The organism is Bradyrhizobium huanghuaihaiense (assembly GCF_007830635.1).
Taxonomy (GTDB): Bacteria; Pseudomonadota; Alphaproteobacteria; order Rhizobiales; family Xanthobacteraceae; genus Bradyrhizobium; species Bradyrhizobium huanghuaihaiense.
In genome coordinates this window covers 1-19,405 of sequence record NZ_VLLA01000046.1, presented here as the reverse complement: position 1 = coordinate 19,405, position 19,405 = coordinate 1, and the positions used below count along the sequence as shown (strand labels likewise).

General features: G+C 62.9%; 13 protein-coding genes and 1 pseudogene. 9 read left to right on the top strand and 5 right to left on the bottom strand.

Annotated elements, in window-relative coordinates:
- Positions 1-249: 249 nt before the first annotated feature.
- The 5 genes and pseudogenes from IQ16_RS41800 to IQ16_RS41775 all read right to left on the bottom strand — a co-directional run bounded on the left by IQ16_RS41800 (position 250) and on the right by IQ16_RS41775 (position 9,919).
- Positions 250-1,317: a DUF7146 domain-containing protein gene (locus IQ16_RS41800; RefSeq protein WP_011084736.1), complete on the bottom strand. Its 1,068-nt coding sequence runs from the start codon at positions 1,315-1,317 to the stop codon at positions 250-252.
- A pseudogene (locus IQ16_RS46165) lies at positions 1,317-5,640 on the bottom strand (strawberry notch-like NTP hydrolase domain-containing protein). The gene IQ16_RS41800 and the pseudogene IQ16_RS46165 overlap by 1 nt, the downstream one beginning before the upstream one ends.
- Positions 5,641-5,913: 273 nt before the next feature.
- Positions 5,914-6,327 carry a hypothetical protein gene (locus IQ16_RS41785; protein WP_145832200.1) on the bottom strand — a complete coding sequence of 138 codons (414 nt, stop codon included), beginning with the start codon at positions 6,325-6,327 and terminating at the stop codon, positions 5,914-5,916.
- A 98-nt stretch (positions 6,328-6,425) separates the two neighbouring features.
- A complete protein-coding gene (locus IQ16_RS41780; RefSeq protein ID WP_028176021.1) occupies positions 6,426-8,549 on the bottom strand; it encodes a ParB/RepB/Spo0J family partition protein in 2,124 nt (707 codons plus the stop codon).
- A gap of 173 nt (positions 8,550-8,722) precedes the next feature.
- Entirely contained in the window at positions 8,723-9,919 is a 1,197-nt protein-coding gene (locus IQ16_RS41775) for a hypothetical protein (RefSeq protein WP_011084732.1), read from the bottom strand.
- Between the two features lie 245 nt (positions 9,920-10,164).
- Between IQ16_RS41775 and IQ16_RS41770 the strand changes: the two genes are divergently transcribed.
- From IQ16_RS41770 to IQ16_RS41735, 9 genes are all read left to right on the top strand, one after another.
- Positions 10,165-10,392: a hypothetical protein gene (locus IQ16_RS41770; protein ID WP_131234255.1), complete on the top strand. Its 228-nt coding sequence runs from the start codon at positions 10,165-10,167 to the stop codon at positions 10,390-10,392.
- Positions 10,385-12,865, top strand: coding sequence for an AAA family ATPase (locus tag IQ16_RS41765; RefSeq protein WP_244636068.1), 2,481 nt, complete (start codon positions 10,385-10,387; stop codon positions 12,863-12,865). The genes IQ16_RS41770 and IQ16_RS41765 overlap by 8 nt, the downstream gene beginning before the upstream one ends.
- Positions 12,840-13,586 (top strand): DCL family protein, encoded by a 747-nt coding sequence (locus IQ16_RS41760; RefSeq protein WP_018647872.1) that lies wholly within the window; start codon positions 12,840-12,842, stop codon positions 13,584-13,586. The genes IQ16_RS41765 and IQ16_RS41760 overlap by 26 nt, the downstream gene beginning before the upstream one ends.
- Positions 13,587-13,799: 213 nt before the next feature.
- Entirely contained in the window at positions 13,800-14,420 is a 621-nt protein-coding gene (locus tag IQ16_RS41755) for a type IV toxin-antitoxin system AbiEi family antitoxin domain-containing protein (protein ID WP_026312796.1), read from the top strand.
- Positions 14,410-15,330 (top strand): nucleotidyl transferase AbiEii/AbiGii toxin family protein, encoded by a 921-nt coding sequence (locus IQ16_RS41750; protein WP_018647871.1) that lies wholly within the window; start codon positions 14,410-14,412, stop codon positions 15,328-15,330. Before IQ16_RS41755 ends, IQ16_RS41750 begins: the two co-directional genes overlap by 11 nt.
- A 77-nt stretch (positions 15,331-15,407) precedes the next feature.
- On the top strand, positions 15,408-16,712 hold the full coding sequence (locus IQ16_RS41745; protein WP_011084727.1) for an SIR2 family protein: 1,305 nt from the start codon (positions 15,408-15,410) through the stop codon (positions 16,710-16,712).
- A 7-nt stretch (positions 16,713-16,719) separates the two neighbouring features.
- Positions 16,720-16,980 carry a hypothetical protein gene (locus IQ16_RS47060; protein ID WP_244636067.1) on the top strand — a complete coding sequence of 87 codons (261 nt, stop codon included), beginning with the start codon at positions 16,720-16,722 and terminating at the stop codon, positions 16,978-16,980.
- A 217-nt stretch (positions 16,981-17,197) separates the two neighbouring features.
- A complete protein-coding gene (locus tag IQ16_RS41740; RefSeq protein WP_244636065.1) occupies positions 17,198-18,823 on the top strand; it encodes an ATP-binding protein in 1,626 nt (541 codons plus the stop codon).
- An 8-nt stretch (positions 18,824-18,831) separates the two neighbouring features.
- Complete coding sequence (locus tag IQ16_RS41735; protein WP_011084725.1) at positions 18,832-19,353, top strand: metallophosphoesterase family protein; 522 nt, start codon at positions 18,832-18,834, stop codon at positions 19,351-19,353.
- The last annotated feature ends 52 nt before the right edge of the window (positions 19,354-19,405 follow it).

The window sequence follows — 19,405 nt, the reverse complement described above, 5'->3', positions numbered from 1 at the left end:
CGCAGCGCGAGCGGAGGGCCGCAGCCTTAGCGGAGGGCCGAAGGGGGCCGACTATTTTGCCTCGCGATGTAAAGGCGGCTCCGCCGCCGACGGAAAATAGTCGGTCCACGGAGGTTGCCGGTCCGGGCCGCTTGCCGCCCGATCGCCCTCTCAGAAGGCCGTGGGGAGGTCCTCTCCGGCGCTGAGGGGAACACGATCACCGGCCTCGCGATAACGAAGCGGCTGCGTCGCACCTCATCCCCGTTCCGGCTATGCCGCCAGTTCCATAAAGCGCGCGACGTCCCGCGCCGCGATCTGCACGCGGCTCGCGGCTCGAAGGGCGTCAAATCCGAGCAGGCGAAGATCCTCGTTGAAGTCGCCAAGCCGTGGCGAGATCACGATCGGCTCGATCCCGACCTCCTGCGCCCGATCGATCAAGGTTGCCATGGCGCCGTCACCGGCAGGATCGTTGTCGCGGGCGATGTAGAGCCGGCGGAGCGTGTCCGGGAGAAGGATGGCAGAGAGATGCGCCGCCGAGAGGGCTGCGACCATCGGCATGGTCGGCAGAGCACAGCGAAGCGACAGCATTGTCTCGATGCCCTCGCCGGCCGCCATGACCTCACCCGCTATGCCAAATCGAACGGCTTGGCCAAGCAGGTCACCCATCGCCCGCTTCGGCGTGTCGATCAGCGCCTTGCCGAGCGTCGTCTCGCTGAAGCCTCCGGGGTCAAGCCAGGTGCGATGCGCGCCGGTCAGGTGGCCGTTCAGATCGGTGACGGCGGCGATCATCGCCGGCCAGGTCTCGGTCGGGCTGTGGTCGTCGGGCCGGTAGTAACAACGTGGGTGAAAGCGCAGGCTTCCGGTTTCGTGCAAAGCGGTGATGCCACGATTGCGGAGATACGCTTCTACAAGTGTGCCTGCGATCGACTGCGACATGCCGAAGAGTCGCCGCGCCGCCTCCGGCGATCCGAGGGGCGCGGGCGATGTTCTCGACCGGATGCGATCTGGCTCATTCTCCAGTTCTGGACGCGGCAAGCTCAGAAAGCGTCGTGCCTCATTGGCGACATCGCGAAAGCTAGTGAAACCGCAGCTCTCGCGGATCACATCGAGGAGATCGCCATGTTCGGCCGAGGCGGCATCTCGCCAATGGCCGGCGGCGCCAGGAGCGGATTCCGGTCCGCTGAGCCGGACGAACATCGACCGGCCGGGCGTATTACGGACGTCGCCCACTGTCCAGTAGCGGCCCTGGCGCCTTCCGTTGGACAGATAATGGCGGCACACCGCCTCGGCGTCACGCGCGAGACGGCGGGCCAGCTCAGATGCGTTGTCGCGGGCCATCAGGCGGCCTCCCGCTCGCCGATGCGCACGACCTGATAGTGGTCGAGCACTTTTGCCAACGCCGCGGCGCCCGTCGCATCTGATGGCACGAACATGCGCAGCTTCCACGAGATGATCTCGCTGAAGAGGCCGTAGGCGCGCAGCCGGTCACGCATTGCATCAGTGAAGCCGGACAGCTCGATGCGATGGACGCCCATCACGCGGACACGGCGAAGCTGCAGATCCTCGGCGAGGTCGAGGACAGTGCGCCCCTCCATCAGCGCTGCGAAGGCTTCGGGTGGGGTCAAGCTGCAGGTAGCGGTCGCGCAAGCGTTCGCCGCCCAGGCTGGTGAGACCCTGCGACCGATGATGCGCTCACCCTCGTCGGTCTGGAGCCGATAGACTCGTGTCGACTCGTTCGGCAGCCGCTTCCAGATCGGCAACAGCAAGCCGGCGACGATGTGAAGGGTGCTCTCGGCGAACTCGGGGACGTCGACGACTTCGCCGTTCCATGCTGCGGCGAACGTCTCGCGCTCTGCAGGCTGCCAGTGGCTTTCGTCCATCATCTTCATCGAAGCATGATGGTGCTCCATCGGGCGGATCAGCCGCACGCGGCTCTCGATCTCGCCGTCATCGAGCATGAGGCTTGGCGCCGGAATCTGCACCGCGGCGCGCCCCGAGCGCTCGTTGACGAGTAGCACCGCGCGAGCATCGGCGAGATAATCGAACGCTTGATCCAGCGTCATGGGGCGATTGCGCCGGCGTTCGATGATGGTGAGCAGCCGGGTTTCCGCGCCGGTCGGGGGGTGCGTGTAGATCGGGCGCCGATCGGTGATGATGAAGCTCTCGGCCTGCAGGGTCTCCAGCCCGACATCGTAGACGCCGCTGGCGATGGCGCCCTCAACCTTGGCATTGAGGAGCTCCTCGAACGCCGTGAACAGCACACCTTGCAGATCGATGGTGAGCGCGAGCAGCCGGTTCAGGAACGTCGTGATCGGCGGCAGCTCGTCCTTGATGCCGTTCGCGTCCATGAGCTTCAGGCCCGTGGCGTCCTCGAAGGTCTGGAGCGAGCAGCCTTCGACCTTGCCGCGCACCAGCAGCAGATAGAGCTGGCGCAGCGCATCGCGGGCGTAGTGGCTCTCAAGATTGTCCTCGGGCCGGAACAGGCCCTGGCCGCCGGTCTGGCGCTGGCCGCGCGTGATCGCACCCAGCGTGTCGAGCCGGCGCGCAATGGTCGACAGGAAGCGCTTCTCCGCCTTCACGTCGGTCGCGATCGGCCGGAAGAGCGGCGGCTGTGCCTGGTTGGTGCGGTTCGTATGACCGAGACCCTGGATCGCGGCGTCAGCCTTCCAGCCCGGCTCGAGCAAATAATGGACCCGAAGCCGGCGATTCCGCGCCGAGAGTTCGGCGTGGTAGCTGCGGCCCGTGCCGCCAGCCTCGGAGAAGACAAGCACGCGCTTCAGGTCATCCATGAAGGCGGCGGTCTCTGCGAGATTGGCGGAGGCGGCACGGCTCTCGACGGCAAGGCGGTCACCCCTGCGCACCACGCGTCGCGAACGTCCGGTCACTTCCGCCACGAGGTCGGTGCCGAAACGCTGCACGATCTGGTCGAGCGCGCCGGGAACGGGCGGAAGCGAAGCGAGCCGCTCGATCAGCTCATTACGGCGGGCGACGGCCTCGCGGCTCTCGACCGGCTGGCCATCACGGAAGACCGGCCGCGACGAGAGATTGCCCTCGGCGTCGGTGAAGGGCTCATAGAGCTGCACCGGGAAGGAATGGGCGAGGTAATCCAGCAAGTACTCGCGCGGCGTGATGTCCACGCGCACGTCGTTCCATTCCGCAGGTGGGATTTCGGCAAGCCGGCGTTCCATCAGCGCCTCGCCGGTCGACACGATCTGGATCACAGCGGCATGGCCCTCGGCCAGATCCCGTTCGATCGAGCGGACCAGGGTCGGCGTCTTCATGCTGGTGAGCAGATGGCCGAAAAAACGCTGCTTGGCTGACTCGAAGGCCGAGCGCGCGGCCGACTTCGCCTGGCGGTTGAGCGTGCCAGTCTCGCCAGTGATGTTGGCGGCCTGCATTGCCGCGTCGAGGTGATTGTGGATGACGCTGAAGGCGCCGGCGTAGGCGTCGTAGATGCGCCGCTGCTCGTCGGTGAGCTGGTGCTCGACGAGCTCGTATTCGACGCCATCGTAGGAAAGCGAGCGGGCGGTGTAGAGACCGAGCGAGCGAAGGTCGCGGGAGAGCACCTCCATCGCCGCGACGCCGCCCTCCTCGATCGCCTCGACGAATTCAGCGCGGGTGGCGAACGGAAAATCCTCGCCGCCCCACAGGCCGAGCCGCTGGGCGTAGGCGAGGTTGTGGACGGTGGTGGCGCCGGTGGCCGAGACATAGACAACGCGGGCATTGGGCAGCGCGTGCTGAAGTCGCAAGCCCGCACGACCCTGCTGCGAGGGCGCGACATCGCCCCGCTCGCCCTTGCCCCCACCGGCATTCTGCATGGCATGGCTCTCGTCGAAAATGATGACGCCGTCGAAGTCGGAGCTCAACCATTGAACAATCTGCCGGACGCGCGAAAGCTTCTCGCCGCGGTCGTCGGACCGTAGTGTAGGTTAAAAATAGGACGCCTTCGGCCAACCGGATCTCGCAGCCTTGAGGGAAGCGCGAGAGCGGCGTGACCAGCAGACGCTCCATGCCCAGCGCCGACCAGTCGCGCTGCGCGTCCTCGAGCAGCTTGTCGGACTTCGAGATCCAGACCGCCTTGCGCCGGCCTTGCAGCCAATTGTCGAGAATGATGCCGGCGGACTGGCGACCCTTGCCGGCGCCGGTGCCGTCCCCGAGCATGAAGCCTCGACGGAAACGGACCGCGTTCGGCGCGTCGTCGCGGGCGGCCGCGACCAGGTCGAAGGTCTCGTCAACCGTCCAAGAGCCGGCAAGATAGTCAACATGCGCCTCGCCAGCATAGATGACCGTCTCAAGCTGGGCGTCGGAGAGGATGCCATCACTGACGAGGCTGGCCGGCAGCCGGGGCCTGTAGCTCGGCTTCGGCGGCACGACCGAGGCCATCGCAGCCGACTGCACCAGCTTGGTCGGGTGCGCCTGCGCGCCGGGGATCCGGATCGATTGGAGCCGGTACTCTTCGTAGATGGCATCGCTGAGGCACGCCCCCTCGGGCGGGATCCAGTCGAATGTCTCATACGCGAGGTCGACGGCCTCGGGATCCGCGACCGACGCGCTGACCGACTGCGTGGTGGCCGGCGCGAGATAGCCGCGCACGGTGCGAGGCGCTGACGAGACTGACATGGGAAGCGCGCCGGTTGATGCGACGCTCAGGCGAGGTGGAACGCGTTCGCCGATCCAGCGGAGCAGCGTCGCGACATCGGGCGCCACTCCCGGCGATTCAGGGAACACGTTCGGGTCATCGGCCGGCGCCTTGTCGATAACGGTGAGACGTGTTTCGATGGTGGTGCCGTGCTTGGCATAGACCGCGCCGGCGATCGCGGCGGTGAACACCACGCGGCTGCGTTCCTGCAATCGGACGAGGGCGTCGCGCCAGGCTGAAGCGTCGGGTGAGAAGTTTGCGCCTGATATCGTGAGCCGGCCGCCATCGGCAAGACGCGCCAGGGCCGAGGCGATGTGACGGTACGCGGTATCGGGCATGCGGCCGGAAACGTTCGCCATCGCCGAGAACGGCGGGTTCATCAGCACGACACCTGGGACGACCGGGGGATCGAGGTGATCGTCGATCTGGGCCGCGTCGAAGCGCGTGACGGAAATGGCCGGAAAGAGGGAAGAAAGTAACGCGGCCCGAGTCTCGGCCAGTTCGTTCAAAACGAGGCCGCCGCCGGCGATCTCGGCAAGAATGGCGAGTAGCCCCGTGCCTGCGGACGGCTCGAGCACGCGATCGGCCGCCGTCATGGCGGCCGCGGTCAGCGCGGTCAGGCCGAGCTGGAGCGGTGTCGAGAATTGCTGGAAAGTCTCGCTTTCGACAGAGCGGCGCGTGTGGGTCGGCAGGAGCCCCGCGATCTTGTCCAAGGCGGAAAGTCGAGAAGCCGGAGAAGCGGCTTTGCGGAAGAGCGCCTTTCCGTATTTGCGTAGGAACAAGACGGTGGCGACCTCGCAAGCGTCATAGGTCATCTTCCAGTCCCACGCGCCCGTCGCATCGGATGCGCCGGAGGCCGCTTCCATTGCTGCGCGGAGAATCGCGGCGTCGATGCGCCGACCACGCTCGAGATGCGGAAGGAGATGACTCGCGGCAGCGATGATGACACTGGCGCCCTCGGGAGCGCGAACAGGCGAGATCGGCGCGGCCTGATCGGCCGCGATCGGGGAAAGGTCAGTCATGGAGGAAGCCTTCAGGAGAGCGGGAACGGGCGAGCCGATCGGCGCTCTCTCTGACCGCGCCGGCTCAAACCCGTCCCGGCCGTCCTCTCCCTCTCAGCATCAAGGCGGTGCCCGACATGAGAAACGGCGCCCCCCGGATGGCGGCGCGCCGTGTACGGAGCATTCATCAGTATCCGAGCAGCCAAGATGGCGAGGCTTGGCCGTCATCAGCGACGGCGACCGCTTCCGCGCGGTAGTTTTCGTCGCCTTCGACGAAGATGACGATGTATTTCGTCACGACGCAGCTCCCTCGATCGGATCATTTTCGCCCGCCAGAATGGCCTCGGCCTTTGCGATGGCGACGTCCGCGCGTCGGCGCCAAAGCTCGACATCCATTGAGCCTTCCTCCGGAACGTGGATGAGTATTTTGAGCAGACCGAGCAGCAACTCGAAATGGCCGGCCTTGCGCTGGACCTGCTCGCCGAAACGTGAGGGAAACGCCAGGCGTGGGCCGCTATAGGCAGCGTCGCGGCCTTCCCAGGCACCGGTAACATAGGTATCGCCAGACGTTTCAACGTCCGACCTGTTGTCGTCCCAGCCCTCGTCGGCGATCGCAAGATCGCAGGCTTGGTCGAGCGTTTCGGCTTCGTAGGTTCGCTGCCGATAGATCGGCAAATGATAGGTCGTCTCGATGGTGAAGAAGGGCACGATAGCCTCCAGAATGCAAAAGCCCGGCTCGCGCCAGGCTTTGGTGTGAATGGCAGTGAAAAGACGCGGGACGGCCGAAGCCGCCCCGCGTGCTCGAGCTATTCGGCCGCGATCATGCGCGACTCGTCCGCTTCGTCGTCGCCGGCGAGGAATTCCGGCAGCGCCTCGCCATCGCCCTCGGGCTCCGCAGCATCGACAGCCGCCGCCAATTGGGCGTCGGGCATCCGCAGGGGCTCGGGCAGCCAGCCGGCCTCGGCGAGGAGGCGCTCGGCCTCCTTGGCCATGTCGCCCTTCTTCAGATGATCGATGAGCTGCGCGGCCTGCTCGCCGGCCCCCTCCCGCACCGCCTCCAGGATGCGGAGCTTCGGGACGCGGCCGAGATAGTTCTCGACGGTCGGGCGCCAACCGGACTCCACCATGTCGAGATCGACGGCCCGGGCGATGCGATCGGCCTCAGTGATCCGGTGCTCGACGGTGTGCGGCGTGATGCCGCCGCCGTAGCGGTCGCCCTTCTCGTAGAGCGCGTTGACGCCGAATGAGGCGCAGTGCGCGAAGAGCGCCGCCTGCTCGTCGGCGGTGAGGCCGCTGAGCCAGTCCCAGAGATTGGCCTTGTCCCTGGGCAGGCGCTCGTCCCAGGTCTTGTGGCGCGCGTCGATTGCCTTGGCCGCCGAGCTGTCCTTTAAACCCGGCGCCTGCACCGGGAAGCTAGCGTTGCGCACTGAGACCTCCATTGCCGTTCCGTAGGAGGAATAGCGGATGAAGACGTCGAGGCAGAATTTGTGCAGCACCGATTGGAAAGCGACCGAAGGCGTGATCGCCAACTTGTCGCGCAGCGCCAAAGTCCGCTCCGCCGTGAGCTCGGTGAGCAGGCGGTCCGGCAGCGGTTTCACCGCATCATCATCCTCGTCCTCGGGCTCCTCATCCTGCCCGCCGATGGTGATGACGGCGCGCTGGATAGCCGGCGCTGATGGTTCAGCACCGTCCAGGGCCGCGGCATCGGGTTCACTGCCCCTGCCCTGCTCTGGCTCCGTCACGGGCACTTCGTCCTCGGGTCGGACGTAGCCCCGATCAACCAAGAGCTTGCCTTCGGCGTCGATGCCGACGAACACGCCCGCGCGGGCGATGTCGGCAGGCTGATAGATGACGGGTCGATCATTGAAGGCGCCGAGGGCCGTCTCGATTTCGCCAAGTCGCTGGTCTACCTCGTCGGGTAGCTCATCCGCGCCGTCATGCTCGGCTTGGAGCCTGACATATTCGGCCTCGAGCGCCTCGATGGCCGCCTGCTCTTCGGTGGTGAGATCGGCAAGTACGCCGTCCAGCTCGCGCAAGCCGCGAGCATGGCCGTAGGGGAAGTCGATCGCGACCTCGATCCACTTCCAGCCTTCGGCGGCGATCGTTTCCGCCTCCGCCTTCAACTTCTCAGCGACCAGACGGTCGAGCAGAGCGATGTCCTCAAGCCAACCGCCATCGTCGGACTGGAACAAGTCGCGCAGCACCACGCCACCGGCCGCCTCGTAGGCGTCGAGGCCGACAAACACGGCGCGCCGGTCGGAGGCGCGCACCGTTTTCTCCGTCAACATGCGGCGGATTTGATAGGGCTCCTTCTGCCAAGAGCTAGAGATGGCCTGCCAGACCTGCTCCTGGCGGCCGTGATCCGCGGTGACGGTGAAGGCCATCAACTGCTCGAGCGACATGCCGTCGTCGGCATAGACGTCGAGCAGCGCGGGCGAGACCGAGGCGAGACGCAGGCGCTGCTTCACGACGTTGACCGAGGTGAAGAAGGCAGCCGCGATGTCCTCCTCGGTCCGGCCCTTCTCACGCTGAGTCAGGAAGGCGCGGAATTGGTCGAGCGGGTGCAGCGGCTCGCGCTGGACGTTCTCGGCGAGCGAGTCGTCCTCGCCGAGAATGCCGGTCGCCGGATCGCGCACGACACAGGGCACCGGCGCGGTCTTGGCCAGGCGCTTCTGTTTCACCAGCAGCTGCAGCGCCCGATAGCGGCGTCCGCCGGCCGGGATCTCGAACATGCCGGTCTCGCCCTCCGCGTCGAGGACCGGCCGGACATTGAGGCTTTGGAGCAGGGTACGCCGGGCGATGTCCTCGGCCAGCTCCTCGATGGAGACGCCGGCCTTCACACGCCGGACGTTTGACTGGCTGAGCACCAGCTTATTGAAGGGAATGTCGCGCGAGGACGACAGGGTGATCTTCTGAACGGCAGTAGCCATGGGTGATACTCCGCGACGGGCAACCCAAAGTCTCTCTCTGGATCTCCAACCCGTCATGAAGCGCGGCGCCGCCCTCTTCCTCTCAAGGGCAGCGTCGCAAACCGACGATCAGGACAAACGGAAAGGCACGAAGCCGGAGACACGCCTTTCCGCATCTTTCGGCTTTCCGGGTATCAGGCTGCGCGGTCGAGCAGCGTCTTCGCGCGCGCCTCCATATCGAGTCGTGCATCCTGATGGGTCTTGCCCCGCGCAACCGCTGTGATGCCTTGCACGAAATCGAACACGCTTTCGGGCTTGCGGCCTTCCTCCGTTAACACCCTCTCGATGATCTTCGCCGTCTCGGCCTTCGAGAAGCCGCGCTTGCGCAGGAACTCGTTGCGGTCGTCGTCAGTGCGCGCGACGATCTTCTCCCGTGCGGCCTTGATGCCGTTGACGAAGGGCATCGGTGAGGAATTGGCAAAGCTGGCCAGCGCCGGGGCCGCCTCGTGGGCAAACCGCGAAGCGGCGTATTTGGAGTGGCGGATGGTGATCTCCTCGAAATCTTCCACGCCCCATAAATTGCGGTTCTGGCAGACGGCGCGGAGATAGAAGCTCGCCATGCCGAGCGTCTTCGCTCCCACCTCGGAATTCCAGCAGTAGAACCCGCGGAAATAGAGGTCGGGCGAACCGTCGCGCAGCCGGCCGGCCTCGATCGGATTGAGATCGTCGACCAGGAACAGGAAGACATCACGATCGGACGCGTAGAGCGTCGTCGTATCCTGGCTGATATCAACGTTCGGATTGTAGACGCCAGTCGACCAGTCGAGCACGCCAGGCACCTTCCAGCGTGTGTCGCCCGTGCCATTGCCGGCGATGCGCTGAACGGCTGCCACGAGTTCGTGGTCAAAGATGCGCCCGTAGGTGGGCCCGGTGACTGCACGTAGCTCGACTCGACCCTCTTCGATCTCGAGCGTCTTCATCTGCTCGGCGGAACGAGAGGTCAAGCCGTATTGCAGGTTAATGCCGGCCAGCGGCGCCGGCAGCTGACGGAGGTAAGCCGCCGGCGCTCCAACCAGGCTGGCAAGTTGGCCGAAGCTCCAGTGCGTCGGTGCGATCGGCGCGTCGGAGCCGGGCAGAGTCAGCGTCAGGCGCTCGGGGTTGCCGCGGTTGGCATCAACCCGAATCGCAGCGCTGTCGACCGTTCGGATCCGGCTACGCTCGGTCCGGCGGTGCACGGCGGCGTAGAGGTCTGACAGCGAGAGATAACGCTCATCCGCTGGTCGCGAGAACCACTCCGACGATACGCGGCCGACGCGCTCGCCGCGGGTCACGTCCACCTTGTAGCCGCCGACGTGGTCGCGGCCAGCGCTCAGAACTTCGACTTGGATCATGGTTCATCTCCACGACAGGCGCCGGAGGCCTCTCCTCCGTTCTTCAACCCGTCATGGCGAAGCCGGTCCGCCCTCTCACTCTAATGGGGCATTGCGGGGTTTCCCCGCAGAAGGGGTCGGCCGAGACCTCGGCTCGGCCGCAGGGGAAAGCTTTCCCCATAAAGGCACGTAGTTTCAAGGAAGCGTCATTCTCCTTTGGTTAGTCGCGGTGTATTGTCAGAAGCAAACAACTGGGGGCTAAATGCGTGGAAGGTGAAGCAGAGCCGGCAGATTCGCCGGAGGCATTTCTTACGACATTGGGAGAAAGCCTGAAGCAAAGAGAAGGTGTCGATGCCGGCCTAGCGGAGATCCTGAAGACGTACATCCTGAAGGCGGCGCCCGCTCAGAACCCCGTCGCTCAGGCCAAGGATGCCATCCTGAAACTCGCAGGCGAACGTGCCAATCCTCCAAAACCGGAGGTGGCCAATGGCTGACCCTTACTTCCTCCAATCCTTGGGACTTTCCGGGTTCCGCGCGTATCTCCAACCAAAGACGTTCGATTTCAGCAAAAAACGCTGTCTGGCGATCTTCGCGCCGAATGGCAGCGGCAAGTCCAGTGTCATCGATGCGCTGGAATTCATGTTCTCCAAGGATGGCACACTCGAAAGGCTCGGGCAGCGCACTATCAACAATCAGGCCGGCCCCGTCGCAATGGCGCACAATCTGTCGGAGGAGGCGAAGATCGCTCCGGCGGTCACGATTGGCGTCGTTTCGGGCAAGGATGCCACCAACGGCAGCCGACCGGCGACGGGGACGAAGCGACCGATACCGGCGGTGGCCACGACTTTGAACGCCTGCTTCGCGGTGCCGCCGATCATCCGCGGGCATGCGCTGCGCACGTTCGTCGAAATCCACACGCCCGAACAGCGCTACACGGATGTCGCCAATTGGCTGCAGCTTGGCCCGCTGGTCGAGGTGCAGAAGAATATTCGCGCGCTGCGCACGCAGGTGAAGGCTGCCTCAGAGGACGGCACGGCACTGCAGCGCGCAGACACCCAGCTTGCTCGGAAGACGGCCCAGGTGGTGAAAGCCTGGGATTCGGTGGCGATCCTCGCTTACGCCAACACGTCGGTCTTGGCTCCGCTCGACGCGGTGCTAGTGCTGATGGCGCTGACGGCTGGTGATCCGGCCTATATCGAGCTGGAAGTGCGAGCCAAGGCCGAAGAGAACAAGATAGGGCTTGCAGGCCTGCGTCAGATCAGCAATGCGGCGGCCGCTTTGTGGTCTGAGGTAACGGACGCGGAGAGCGGCAAGACCGTCGTCGGCGGCGCTATTCCGACCTTTGATGCGGCCTTGGGGGCGCTGTCGGCCGCCGTCGCGGAGGAAGCGGAGGAGCGCGGCAAGGCGGCGAGCACTATGTTTCAGGCTTTGTGGAAAGCCGCAGAGCCGCTTTTCGCCGAAGGTGTACCGGCGCCTGCTGTATGCCCAGTCTGTGAAACGCCCGTAACCGACTCGGCGGCGGGCAGTGCCGGGGCCATCCGAGAACATATCGCCAAGCATCTGGAAGAGCTGGCCGATTATGCCGCCGCCAAGAAGGTGCTCGACGCAGCCAAGACCGCGGCGACCAAAGCTCATACCCAATTGGTGGCGGCGTTACCGGGGCTTATTGGCCTCCTCGGCGACGATGAAGCGAAACTGAAAGCCGATCTCATCGCATATCAAACTGGCATCGCCGGCTGGCCTCAGGCTGCCGTGCCGGCTTCGGCCGATATCGTTGCCTCGATCGCCAAGCTGCTCGCTATGCTCGATCAGGCCATCGTCGACATCGAGTCGAAGCAAGGCGACCACACCTATATCAAAGCCAAGACGAAGATCGATCGGCTGCTGGAGCTACAGAGCGAGCGGGACCTCGCCCTACGGACGCGAACACGGCTGGGGAAACTCTCCGACGCGTTGACGGCGCAGGCGACGATAATCTCGGCCGAGATCCGCAAGAAGGTGCAGACTCTGCTCGACAAGCTTCAGACGCCGATGAACGACATCTACAAGCGGATCCAGGGCGCTGGCGCCGCGCCAATCCGGTTGGAGTTGCCGGCGGAAGACGACACGAACCAGCAGCGGCTCAACCTCCTGATCGATTTCGCCAAGAACCGCACGGGCGTGCAGCCGGGTGGCTATTTGAGCGACTCCCAGATCCATTCGGTGGCGCTGGCGTTGCGCATGGCTGCAATCAAGCAATTTAATGCAGGCGCGCCCATCATCGCGCTCGACGACATCGTGACCTCCTACGATGCGGATCATAGGCGCACTATTGCCGGACTCATCGCCACCATGTTCGGAGACTGCCAGATCCTGATCACCACGCACGACGAGCGGTTCTTCAATTATTTGAAGGATCAGCTCGAGGCGAAAGCGTGGCACTTCACCCGGATCATTGGCCTCGATCCGGCCTACGGGCCGCGTTTCGCTGATCACAAGGTCAGCGATGAGATGATCGAGGCGCGTTGGGCGGCGGGCCAGTCGGCGGCCAACGAGATGCGCCAGGCGGAGGAGGAGTGGCTTCTCGGCATCTGTCGGGATTTCGGGGTCAGCGTCCGCATCCGACCGCTGGAGAGGGCCTATTCCTACGAACGCAGCGAATTGGCCTCTGCGCTCGCCGGCCTGCTCAAGGATGCCAAGCTAGTGCCGGCGCTGGTGCCGGGCGTCAACAACCGCTTCCTCGACAGTCTGGTGAAGGGCGAGATCGAGAATTTCGGCAGCCACTTCCAGGACGGGCCCTATGGCGACAGTTCGATTGGTGACGAGAAAGCGCGCTGGGAGGAGTTCAAGACCTTCCGCAGCCAGTTTGCCTGCAAGAAGTGCAGTCGAACGAAATTCCAGCGGCCCTTTACTCTCAAAAAGCCGGTATGTGCGCATAATGGCTGCGAGGCGCAGTTCGAGTTTGCGGCAGCAGCAGGGGCGGCTTGAATGGGGGGGGCGTTCGAGACCCGTCGAGCTGGCGACACGCAGCTTCGAGAAGCAAGGCGACGCAACGGCGTTCTTCAAGGCCATGCTGAACCGCCACCAGCCCGGTGAGCGAGTGAGCGACGAGGATGGCCTCGACGTTGCCGCTCTTCTCGAACGCCACACCGAATATGTTGCCAAGGTGGGCTGTGGCGTCAGCCATTTTCAGGTTATGATGACCGAGCATGGGACGCAATGCTTCCGGATCATCCGCACCGACGGCAGCGGCACGGATTTCTCCTATCCGCACTGCATCTCCCAGCGACCACCCAGCCGTAAGCAGGAGGTCGCCCAAGCCTTTCGACGCGCGGTGCGCTTCGATCTCTACAAGGCCCGCGATAATCTCTTCGCCACCCACAGCGGTTCTGACGGTCTGGTTTCCTGCGCCGTGACGGGCGAACGCATCGCGCAGGACGAGGGGCATATGGATCACCGTCCACCGATGACCTTCGAGGTCATCGTGACGACGTTTCTTTGCGGGCGCGGGCTATCACTCGACAATGTGCCGCTCACGACAGGCAAGGATGATCAAGTCTCGCCTGAGGTGACGGATAATGCCCTGAGCGAGGCGTTTCGAGCCTACCACGCTGGGATTGCGCGGCTCGATTTCGTGCGGAATACGGTCAATCTGGCACAAGCCAGTCGGCATCGGCTGAAGGACGGCCGGATTACGCTGACAGGATAGCCACTGCCGGTCATGAGCGTTTCGCCGCGCGTTCCCGTCTCACCGGGCACTAGGAAAATATTAAGTCGGCGACGATGCCGTCGTCGTCCGACACCACTCGGTCAAGCTTCGAGGAAGGATGGGGATGGGCGATGATTCGGGGATTTTCAAGCCAACGACCTTGTGATAAAACATCTGCTATATCTTTCCAGATCAGAGGAAACGTCACACTCCATGCCGTCCACCAGCGCCCAGCGACTTCGCGCGCTCGACCTCCTGAAGACCCGAGGAATGCTCCGGCTGAAGGATTTCATCGCCGAAGGCATCGGCCCGGAGACGCTTGCCCGTCTTGTTCGGGAGGAGGCAGTCGTCCGCCCAGCACGTGGGCTCTATCAACTCCCCGACGCCCACCTCGAGGCTGCCCATACCCTCGCCGAGGCAGCAGTTCTGGTTCCAAAGGGTGTGGTCTGTCTTACCTCGGCCCTCCAATACCACGAACTGACGCTGCAGATGCCGTCGGCTGTATGGATGGCGATCGATCGCTCCGCCTGGCGACCCAAGATCGATTATCCACCTATCCGGTTCGTGCGATTCACCGGATCGGCGCTTACCGAAGGGATCGAGCGTCACCGCATTGAGAATGTCGACGTTCCTATCACGGATCCGGCGAGGACAATTGTCGATTGCTTTCGCTACCGAACCAAGATCGGCCTTGACGTCGCGATGGAGGGGCTGCGCGAAGGCCTCCGCCGTCGCCGATGCAAGCCGGATCAACTCTGGCATTACGCTCGCAAGGCGCGGGTCTGGTCGGTCATGCGTCCCTACGTCGAAGCAATGGTGTCCGATGGCGCGTGAGCCTCGCAACATCGGCGCATCAGTGCGAGCGCGGCTCCTCGATCGGGCACGTGCCGAGCGATCGGACTTCCAGATTCTCCTGACGCGATATGCGCTCGAGCGTCTGCTCTACCGGCTAAGCGCGTCGCCGCACCGCGACCGCTTCATCCTCAAAGGTGCGATGCTCTTCGTGACCTGGATAGCCGATCCGTTTCGGCCTACGCGCGATCTGGATCTGCTTGGCCACGGCGACCGCGACACCGAAGCCATTGCCGAAACCTTCCGGGCCATTTGTGCGCAGCCGGTCGTCGATGACGGTGTGACGTTTGATGTCGCAGCGCTGATGGCGACCCCGATTCGTGAGGAGCTGGAATATGGTGGCGTGCGGGTCCGCACAACGGCAACTATCGCCGGGGCGCGTATTCCGATCCAGGTCGACATCGGTTTCGGCGACGCCATTACACCCGCGGCGGTCGAGATCGACTATCCCACCCTGCTGGACGCCCCAACGCCGCACCTTCGCGCATATCCGGTCGAAACAGTGGTAGCTGAGAAATTCGCAGCGCTCGTGACGCTCGGCGTGGCCAACAGTCGGCTCAAGGATTTCTATGATCTCTGGGTAATCTCCCGAACATTCGAGCTTCGCCGGGCCGCTCTTGCCGAGGCAATTCAGCGGACCTTCGAGCGACGCGGAACGGTCCTCCCATCCGTTGTCCCGGTCGGTCTGACCGATGAATTCGCGGAAACATGGGCCGCCCAGTGGCGCGCCTTCCTGGAGCGCGATCGGATGGCAGCCGCACCGGATGCTTTTGCCGTTACCGTCGCCGATCTCCGCCTCTTCTTGATGCCCCTGGTCGTCGGATTGAAAGAAGAACGAATTTGGCCGCCGAGCGGGCCATGGTCGCCGGGAGCAGCAATCGATGAGGCATAGCGGGATCATAAATTTACTCCGTTCCGCATGGCGCGATTGACGAAGAAAAGAGCCGCGATCGCGGTTTGGGGGTAAGTATGGATAAGAAGCACTTTTATCGCGTAGGCAGTCACTCAGGCGCCTGGGACGATCTACCCACTGACCCAGATGAATTGGATTCCCTGACCAATAGCGCTCGAAAGCATATCGAGCCGTGGCTCTCTGCTGTTTTCCAAGCAGAGCACCTCAACCTGCTGCTCGGCAGTGGGTTCACCACAGCGGTTGGTTACCTGGGGGGCGTAGGGGCCACAGGCATGGCCAAGGTTACATTTGGCACGTCATATGACGCCGCGATCGACGCGCACGCCCAGGCCGGAGCGACGGCGATGAAAAGAGGTGCGGCAAACATCGAAGATCAGTTTCGAAGTGCGCTTGCTCTGCTCGAGGGGTTGGGGGTCATCGACAAGGGAGCAGAAAACACCCTCAAGAAGGGCATCGACGCCCAGATGTCTGGCTTTCTCACTTCATTGTTGAAGACGGAAAGCGGGATTGTTGCTGGAAAGGATCCCGCTTCAAAAGATGCTGCCCTAGGTGCTCTGCAATCATTCCTGCTGAGTTTTGCGAGCCGCGCTGCATCTCGTGAACGTTTGCACGTCTTCACAACAAACTACGACCGCCTGATCGAACATGGTTGCGATTTTGCAGGTCTTCGGATCATCGATAGATTTGTCGGTGCCCTGAACCCGGTCTTCCGGGCGTCGCGCGTTGAAGTTGATGTCCACTACAATCCACCCGGCATTCGGGGTGAGCCGCGGTTCATGGAGGGCGTCATTCGCCTCACTAAGCTCCATGGTTCACTGGACTGGTTTTTTGATAAGGACGAACGGCGGATCTATCGCAAGGGCATCCCATTCGGAGCGCCTGCGGATCATACCGACATTCCCAAAGAACCCGTCGATACGGTCATGATCTACCCCAATCCTGCGAAGGACGTCGAAACAACGCAATATCCGTATGCGGAGCTCTTTCGCGATTTTGCGGCCGCAGCTTGCCGACCTAACGCCGTTGTCGTGACCTACGGATATGGGTTCGGCGACGATCACGTGAATCGGGTGCTATTCGATATGCTCACGATTCCGTCGACCCATTTGGTGATCATGGCCTATGCGGCGGACGATCGCCTCAAAGCATTTGTTGAAAAGACGCGCGATGCACAGGTCTCGCTGCTGATCGGGCCGCATTTCTCGGATCTTGCAACGTTGGTCGCAAACTACCTGCCAAAACCGGCGCTCGACTACATATCGGGTCGAGTGACGGAATTGTTGAAGCATCGCCCAGGCGATCCGAAACTCAACGATCCGGCTACTGTGCCGCTTTCAGCGACTGCAACCGGGCCGATATGAGGCGATCATGACAACTCCAATCGAACGATTGTCGGGCCTTGTTGTCGGTGTCGTCGAATCGGTTGCGCCTGACGAAGTTCGGGCGCTTCTTGAACTGGACGCTCCGCACTCCACGGCATTGAATACTGGAGTTCCGGCGGGGTTTCCGCGTCTCAATGGGTATGTGCTCATCCCAAATGAAGCGGGCGCGACAGTCGCCTACATAAATTGGGATCGAACGCTCTCCTTATCCAAAGCGCTCTGGCCTGAAAGACTTCGGCCTGATTGATCTTCCATTCCCGCTCCGAAAGATGTCGCTATCGCCGGTGGGAACGCTGACCTCTCGGCGCGACCGCGCCTCGGGTATGACCAGATACGAACTCTCCCGTGGCGTGGTCGCGTTTCCGTCAGTGGGGGACCAAGTTCTTATCCCGACCGCCCCGCAGATCGAAGCCATCGTGGGCGCGAGGGACGACGATAAGAGAGTCAGAATAGGATCGTCGCCGATGGCGTCGAGCGCGGCCATCATGGTGGACCCTGACAAGCTTTTCGGTCGGCATCTGGCCGTATTGGGAAACACCGGTAGCGGTAAATCATGCACGGTGGCGGGTCTGATTCGATGGTCTATGGAGGCCGCAGAGAAGTCCCTCAAGGAGGCTGGCAAGACGGGGGTGCCCAACGCGCGGTTCATCGTTCTCGATCCCAATGGCGAATATGCCAGAGCTTTCGCTGATCGCGGAGACGAGCTGCGGTTGTTTCGTGTTCCGCCCGTGACGGGAGGAGAGCGGCCGCTCGATGTCCCTGCGTGGCTCTGGAGCGGGCACGAGTGGACCGCAGTCGCTCACGCCCAGCCAGGGGCACAACGCCCGTTGCTGATGCAGGGGCTGAGGGAGCTGAAGGCCGGCCAAACGGAGGGAGTTCCCAGAGAGGCGATGATTCGGCGCTACCTTGGTTCTTATTCGATTCGGATCTCGGCGATGCTGAACACTGGCACACAGGCTTTCGGGGGCGCAGCAAAAGCAAGATTCGAGTGCGCACGGCTCCTTGAAACGATCGCGTCAGATTGTTCGCAGTTTGGCGGGGAGACCCTCGGTACCGCTAGTGGCGCTCTTGCAGCGATTTCCACGACGATCACGGGAATTGTAGATGGCCGGCGATCAGGTAATTTCTTCAACGATTTTACGATTTCCGACCTCGAAACGATCCGCAGTGCGCTGGACACATTGGCTCAAACGCTGCCGGATATCGGTCACGCAACCCTTATCAGTGAGGACGCCCCACAGTTCTTCGACGTAAATATTCTCGCCGAGCATCTTGACCGGGTGGCAACCGAGCAAGGAGGTAATCTCGCGGGGTTTATCTCGACGCTCGGGCTGCGGATTCGCGGTATGCTCGCTGATCAGCGGCTCGGCGCCGTGATCGGTCGCGATCCACCGACTTCCTTTGAATCCTGGCTAAAGGACTATATCGGCGACGACGGGGCGAGTAACGGCCAGATCGCGGTTGTCGATCTGTCTCTTGTTCCGTCCGAAATCGTCCACATCGTCGTTTCAGTTTTGGCGCGGCTGGTCTTCGAATCGCTTCAGCGATATCGCCGTGGCCATCCGAAGGGCCAGACCTTGCCGACCGTACTCGTGTTGGAGGAAGCCCACACATTCGTTCGACGCGGTAAAGATGATGATGGTCCTGCGTCATCTCCAACCCAACTTTGTCGCGAGGTGTTCGAGCGTATCGCTCGAGAGGGGCGCAAGTTCGGGCTCGGGCTCGTCCTTTCGTCGCAGCGACCATCGGAGCTCTCTCCAACGGTTCTCGCCCAATGCAACACGTTTGTGCTGCACCGTATCGTCAATGACGCGGACCAGAACCTCGTCGCACGCCTTGTCCCAGACAATGTAGGTGGACTCTTGCGTGAACTGCCGAGTCTTCCGTCCCGCCAAGCGGTTCTTTTGGGCTGGGCAGCGCCGATCCCGGTGCTGGTTGAGGTCGATGAATTGCCCGATGCGCAGCGGCCGCAGTCGGCGGACCCGGATTTCTGGAAGGTGTGGACGCTTACCGAAGAGCGTGGCGTCGATTGGGGCGCAATCTCCGAAGAATGGTCGGGCGCTCCTCCGGTGCATGATCCGGAGGAATAATAAACACAATGATCCGTATCCTTCACACGGCCGATTGGCATATCGGTCAAACTTTACGCGGGTTCTCTCGGGAGCACGAGCACCGCAAGGTGTTTGAGCGGCTCGAAGAGATCGTTGTGGAGCGGGATGTCGATGCCCTCATCATCGCTGGCGACGTGTTTGACAGCCAAAACCCCTCTGGGGAAGCGCAACAGCTCTTCTACAATACGCTCATGCGGCTGAGCCGCGCGAATCCGCGCATGGCTATGGTGATCGCTGCTGGCAACCATGATGCAGCTGGTCGGTTGGAAGCGCCGCGGCCTCTGTTGGAGGCATTCAACATCCGCGTCGTGGGCAATGTGCGGCGGCGCGAAGGGCGAGTCGAGGCGGCCCGTCATCTCGTTCCTATCGCTGATACAAGCGGTTCGGTGGCTGCTCATGTGCTTGCAGTCTCCTACCCAACCGCAGCATGCCTTCCGAATCTGACGCGGCTAGATGGTGAAGTAGAAGAGCTGGCCCCGGTTGTTTGGACAGCGCCCCGCTGGATTTAAGTGGATTCCTGCCGGGTTATGCTGAACGCGGGGCTTTACGATTTTGTCGTTG

Bases quoted from the DNA above. Each gene is read 5' to 3' on its own strand.
- IQ16_RS41800 (WP_011084736.1), bottom strand. From the start codon at position 1,317: ATGGCCCGCGACAACGCATCTGAGCTGGCCCGCCGTCTCGCGCGTGAC.
- IQ16_RS41780 (WP_028176021.1), bottom strand. From the start codon at position 8,549: ATGGCTACTGCCGTTCAGAAGATCACCCTGTCGTCCTCGCGCGACATT.
- IQ16_RS41775 (WP_011084732.1), bottom strand. From the start codon at position 9,919: ATGATCCAAGTCGAAGTTCTGAGCGCTGGCCGCGACCACGTCGGCGGC.
- IQ16_RS41765 (WP_244636068.1), top strand. From the start codon at position 10,385: ATGGCTGACCCTTACTTCCTCCAATCCTTGGGACTTTCCGGGTTCCGC.
- IQ16_RS41755 (WP_026312796.1), top strand. From the start codon at position 13,800: ATGCCGTCCACCAGCGCCCAGCGACTTCGCGCGCTCGACCTCCTGAAG.
- IQ16_RS41750 (WP_018647871.1), top strand. From the start codon at position 14,410: ATGGCGCGTGAGCCTCGCAACATCGGCGCATCAGTGCGAGCGCGGCTC.
- IQ16_RS41745 (WP_011084727.1), top strand. From the start codon at position 15,408: ATGGATAAGAAGCACTTTTATCGCGTAGGCAGTCACTCAGGCGCCTGG.
- IQ16_RS47060 (WP_244636067.1), top strand. From the start codon at position 16,720: ATGACAACTCCAATCGAACGATTGTCGGGCCTTGTTGTCGGTGTCGTC.
- IQ16_RS41740 (WP_244636065.1), top strand. From the start codon at position 17,198: ATGGCGTCGAGCGCGGCCATCATGGTGGACCCTGACAAGCTTTTCGGT.
- IQ16_RS41735 (WP_011084725.1), top strand. From the start codon at position 18,832: ATGATCCGTATCCTTCACACGGCCGATTGGCATATCGGTCAAACTTTA.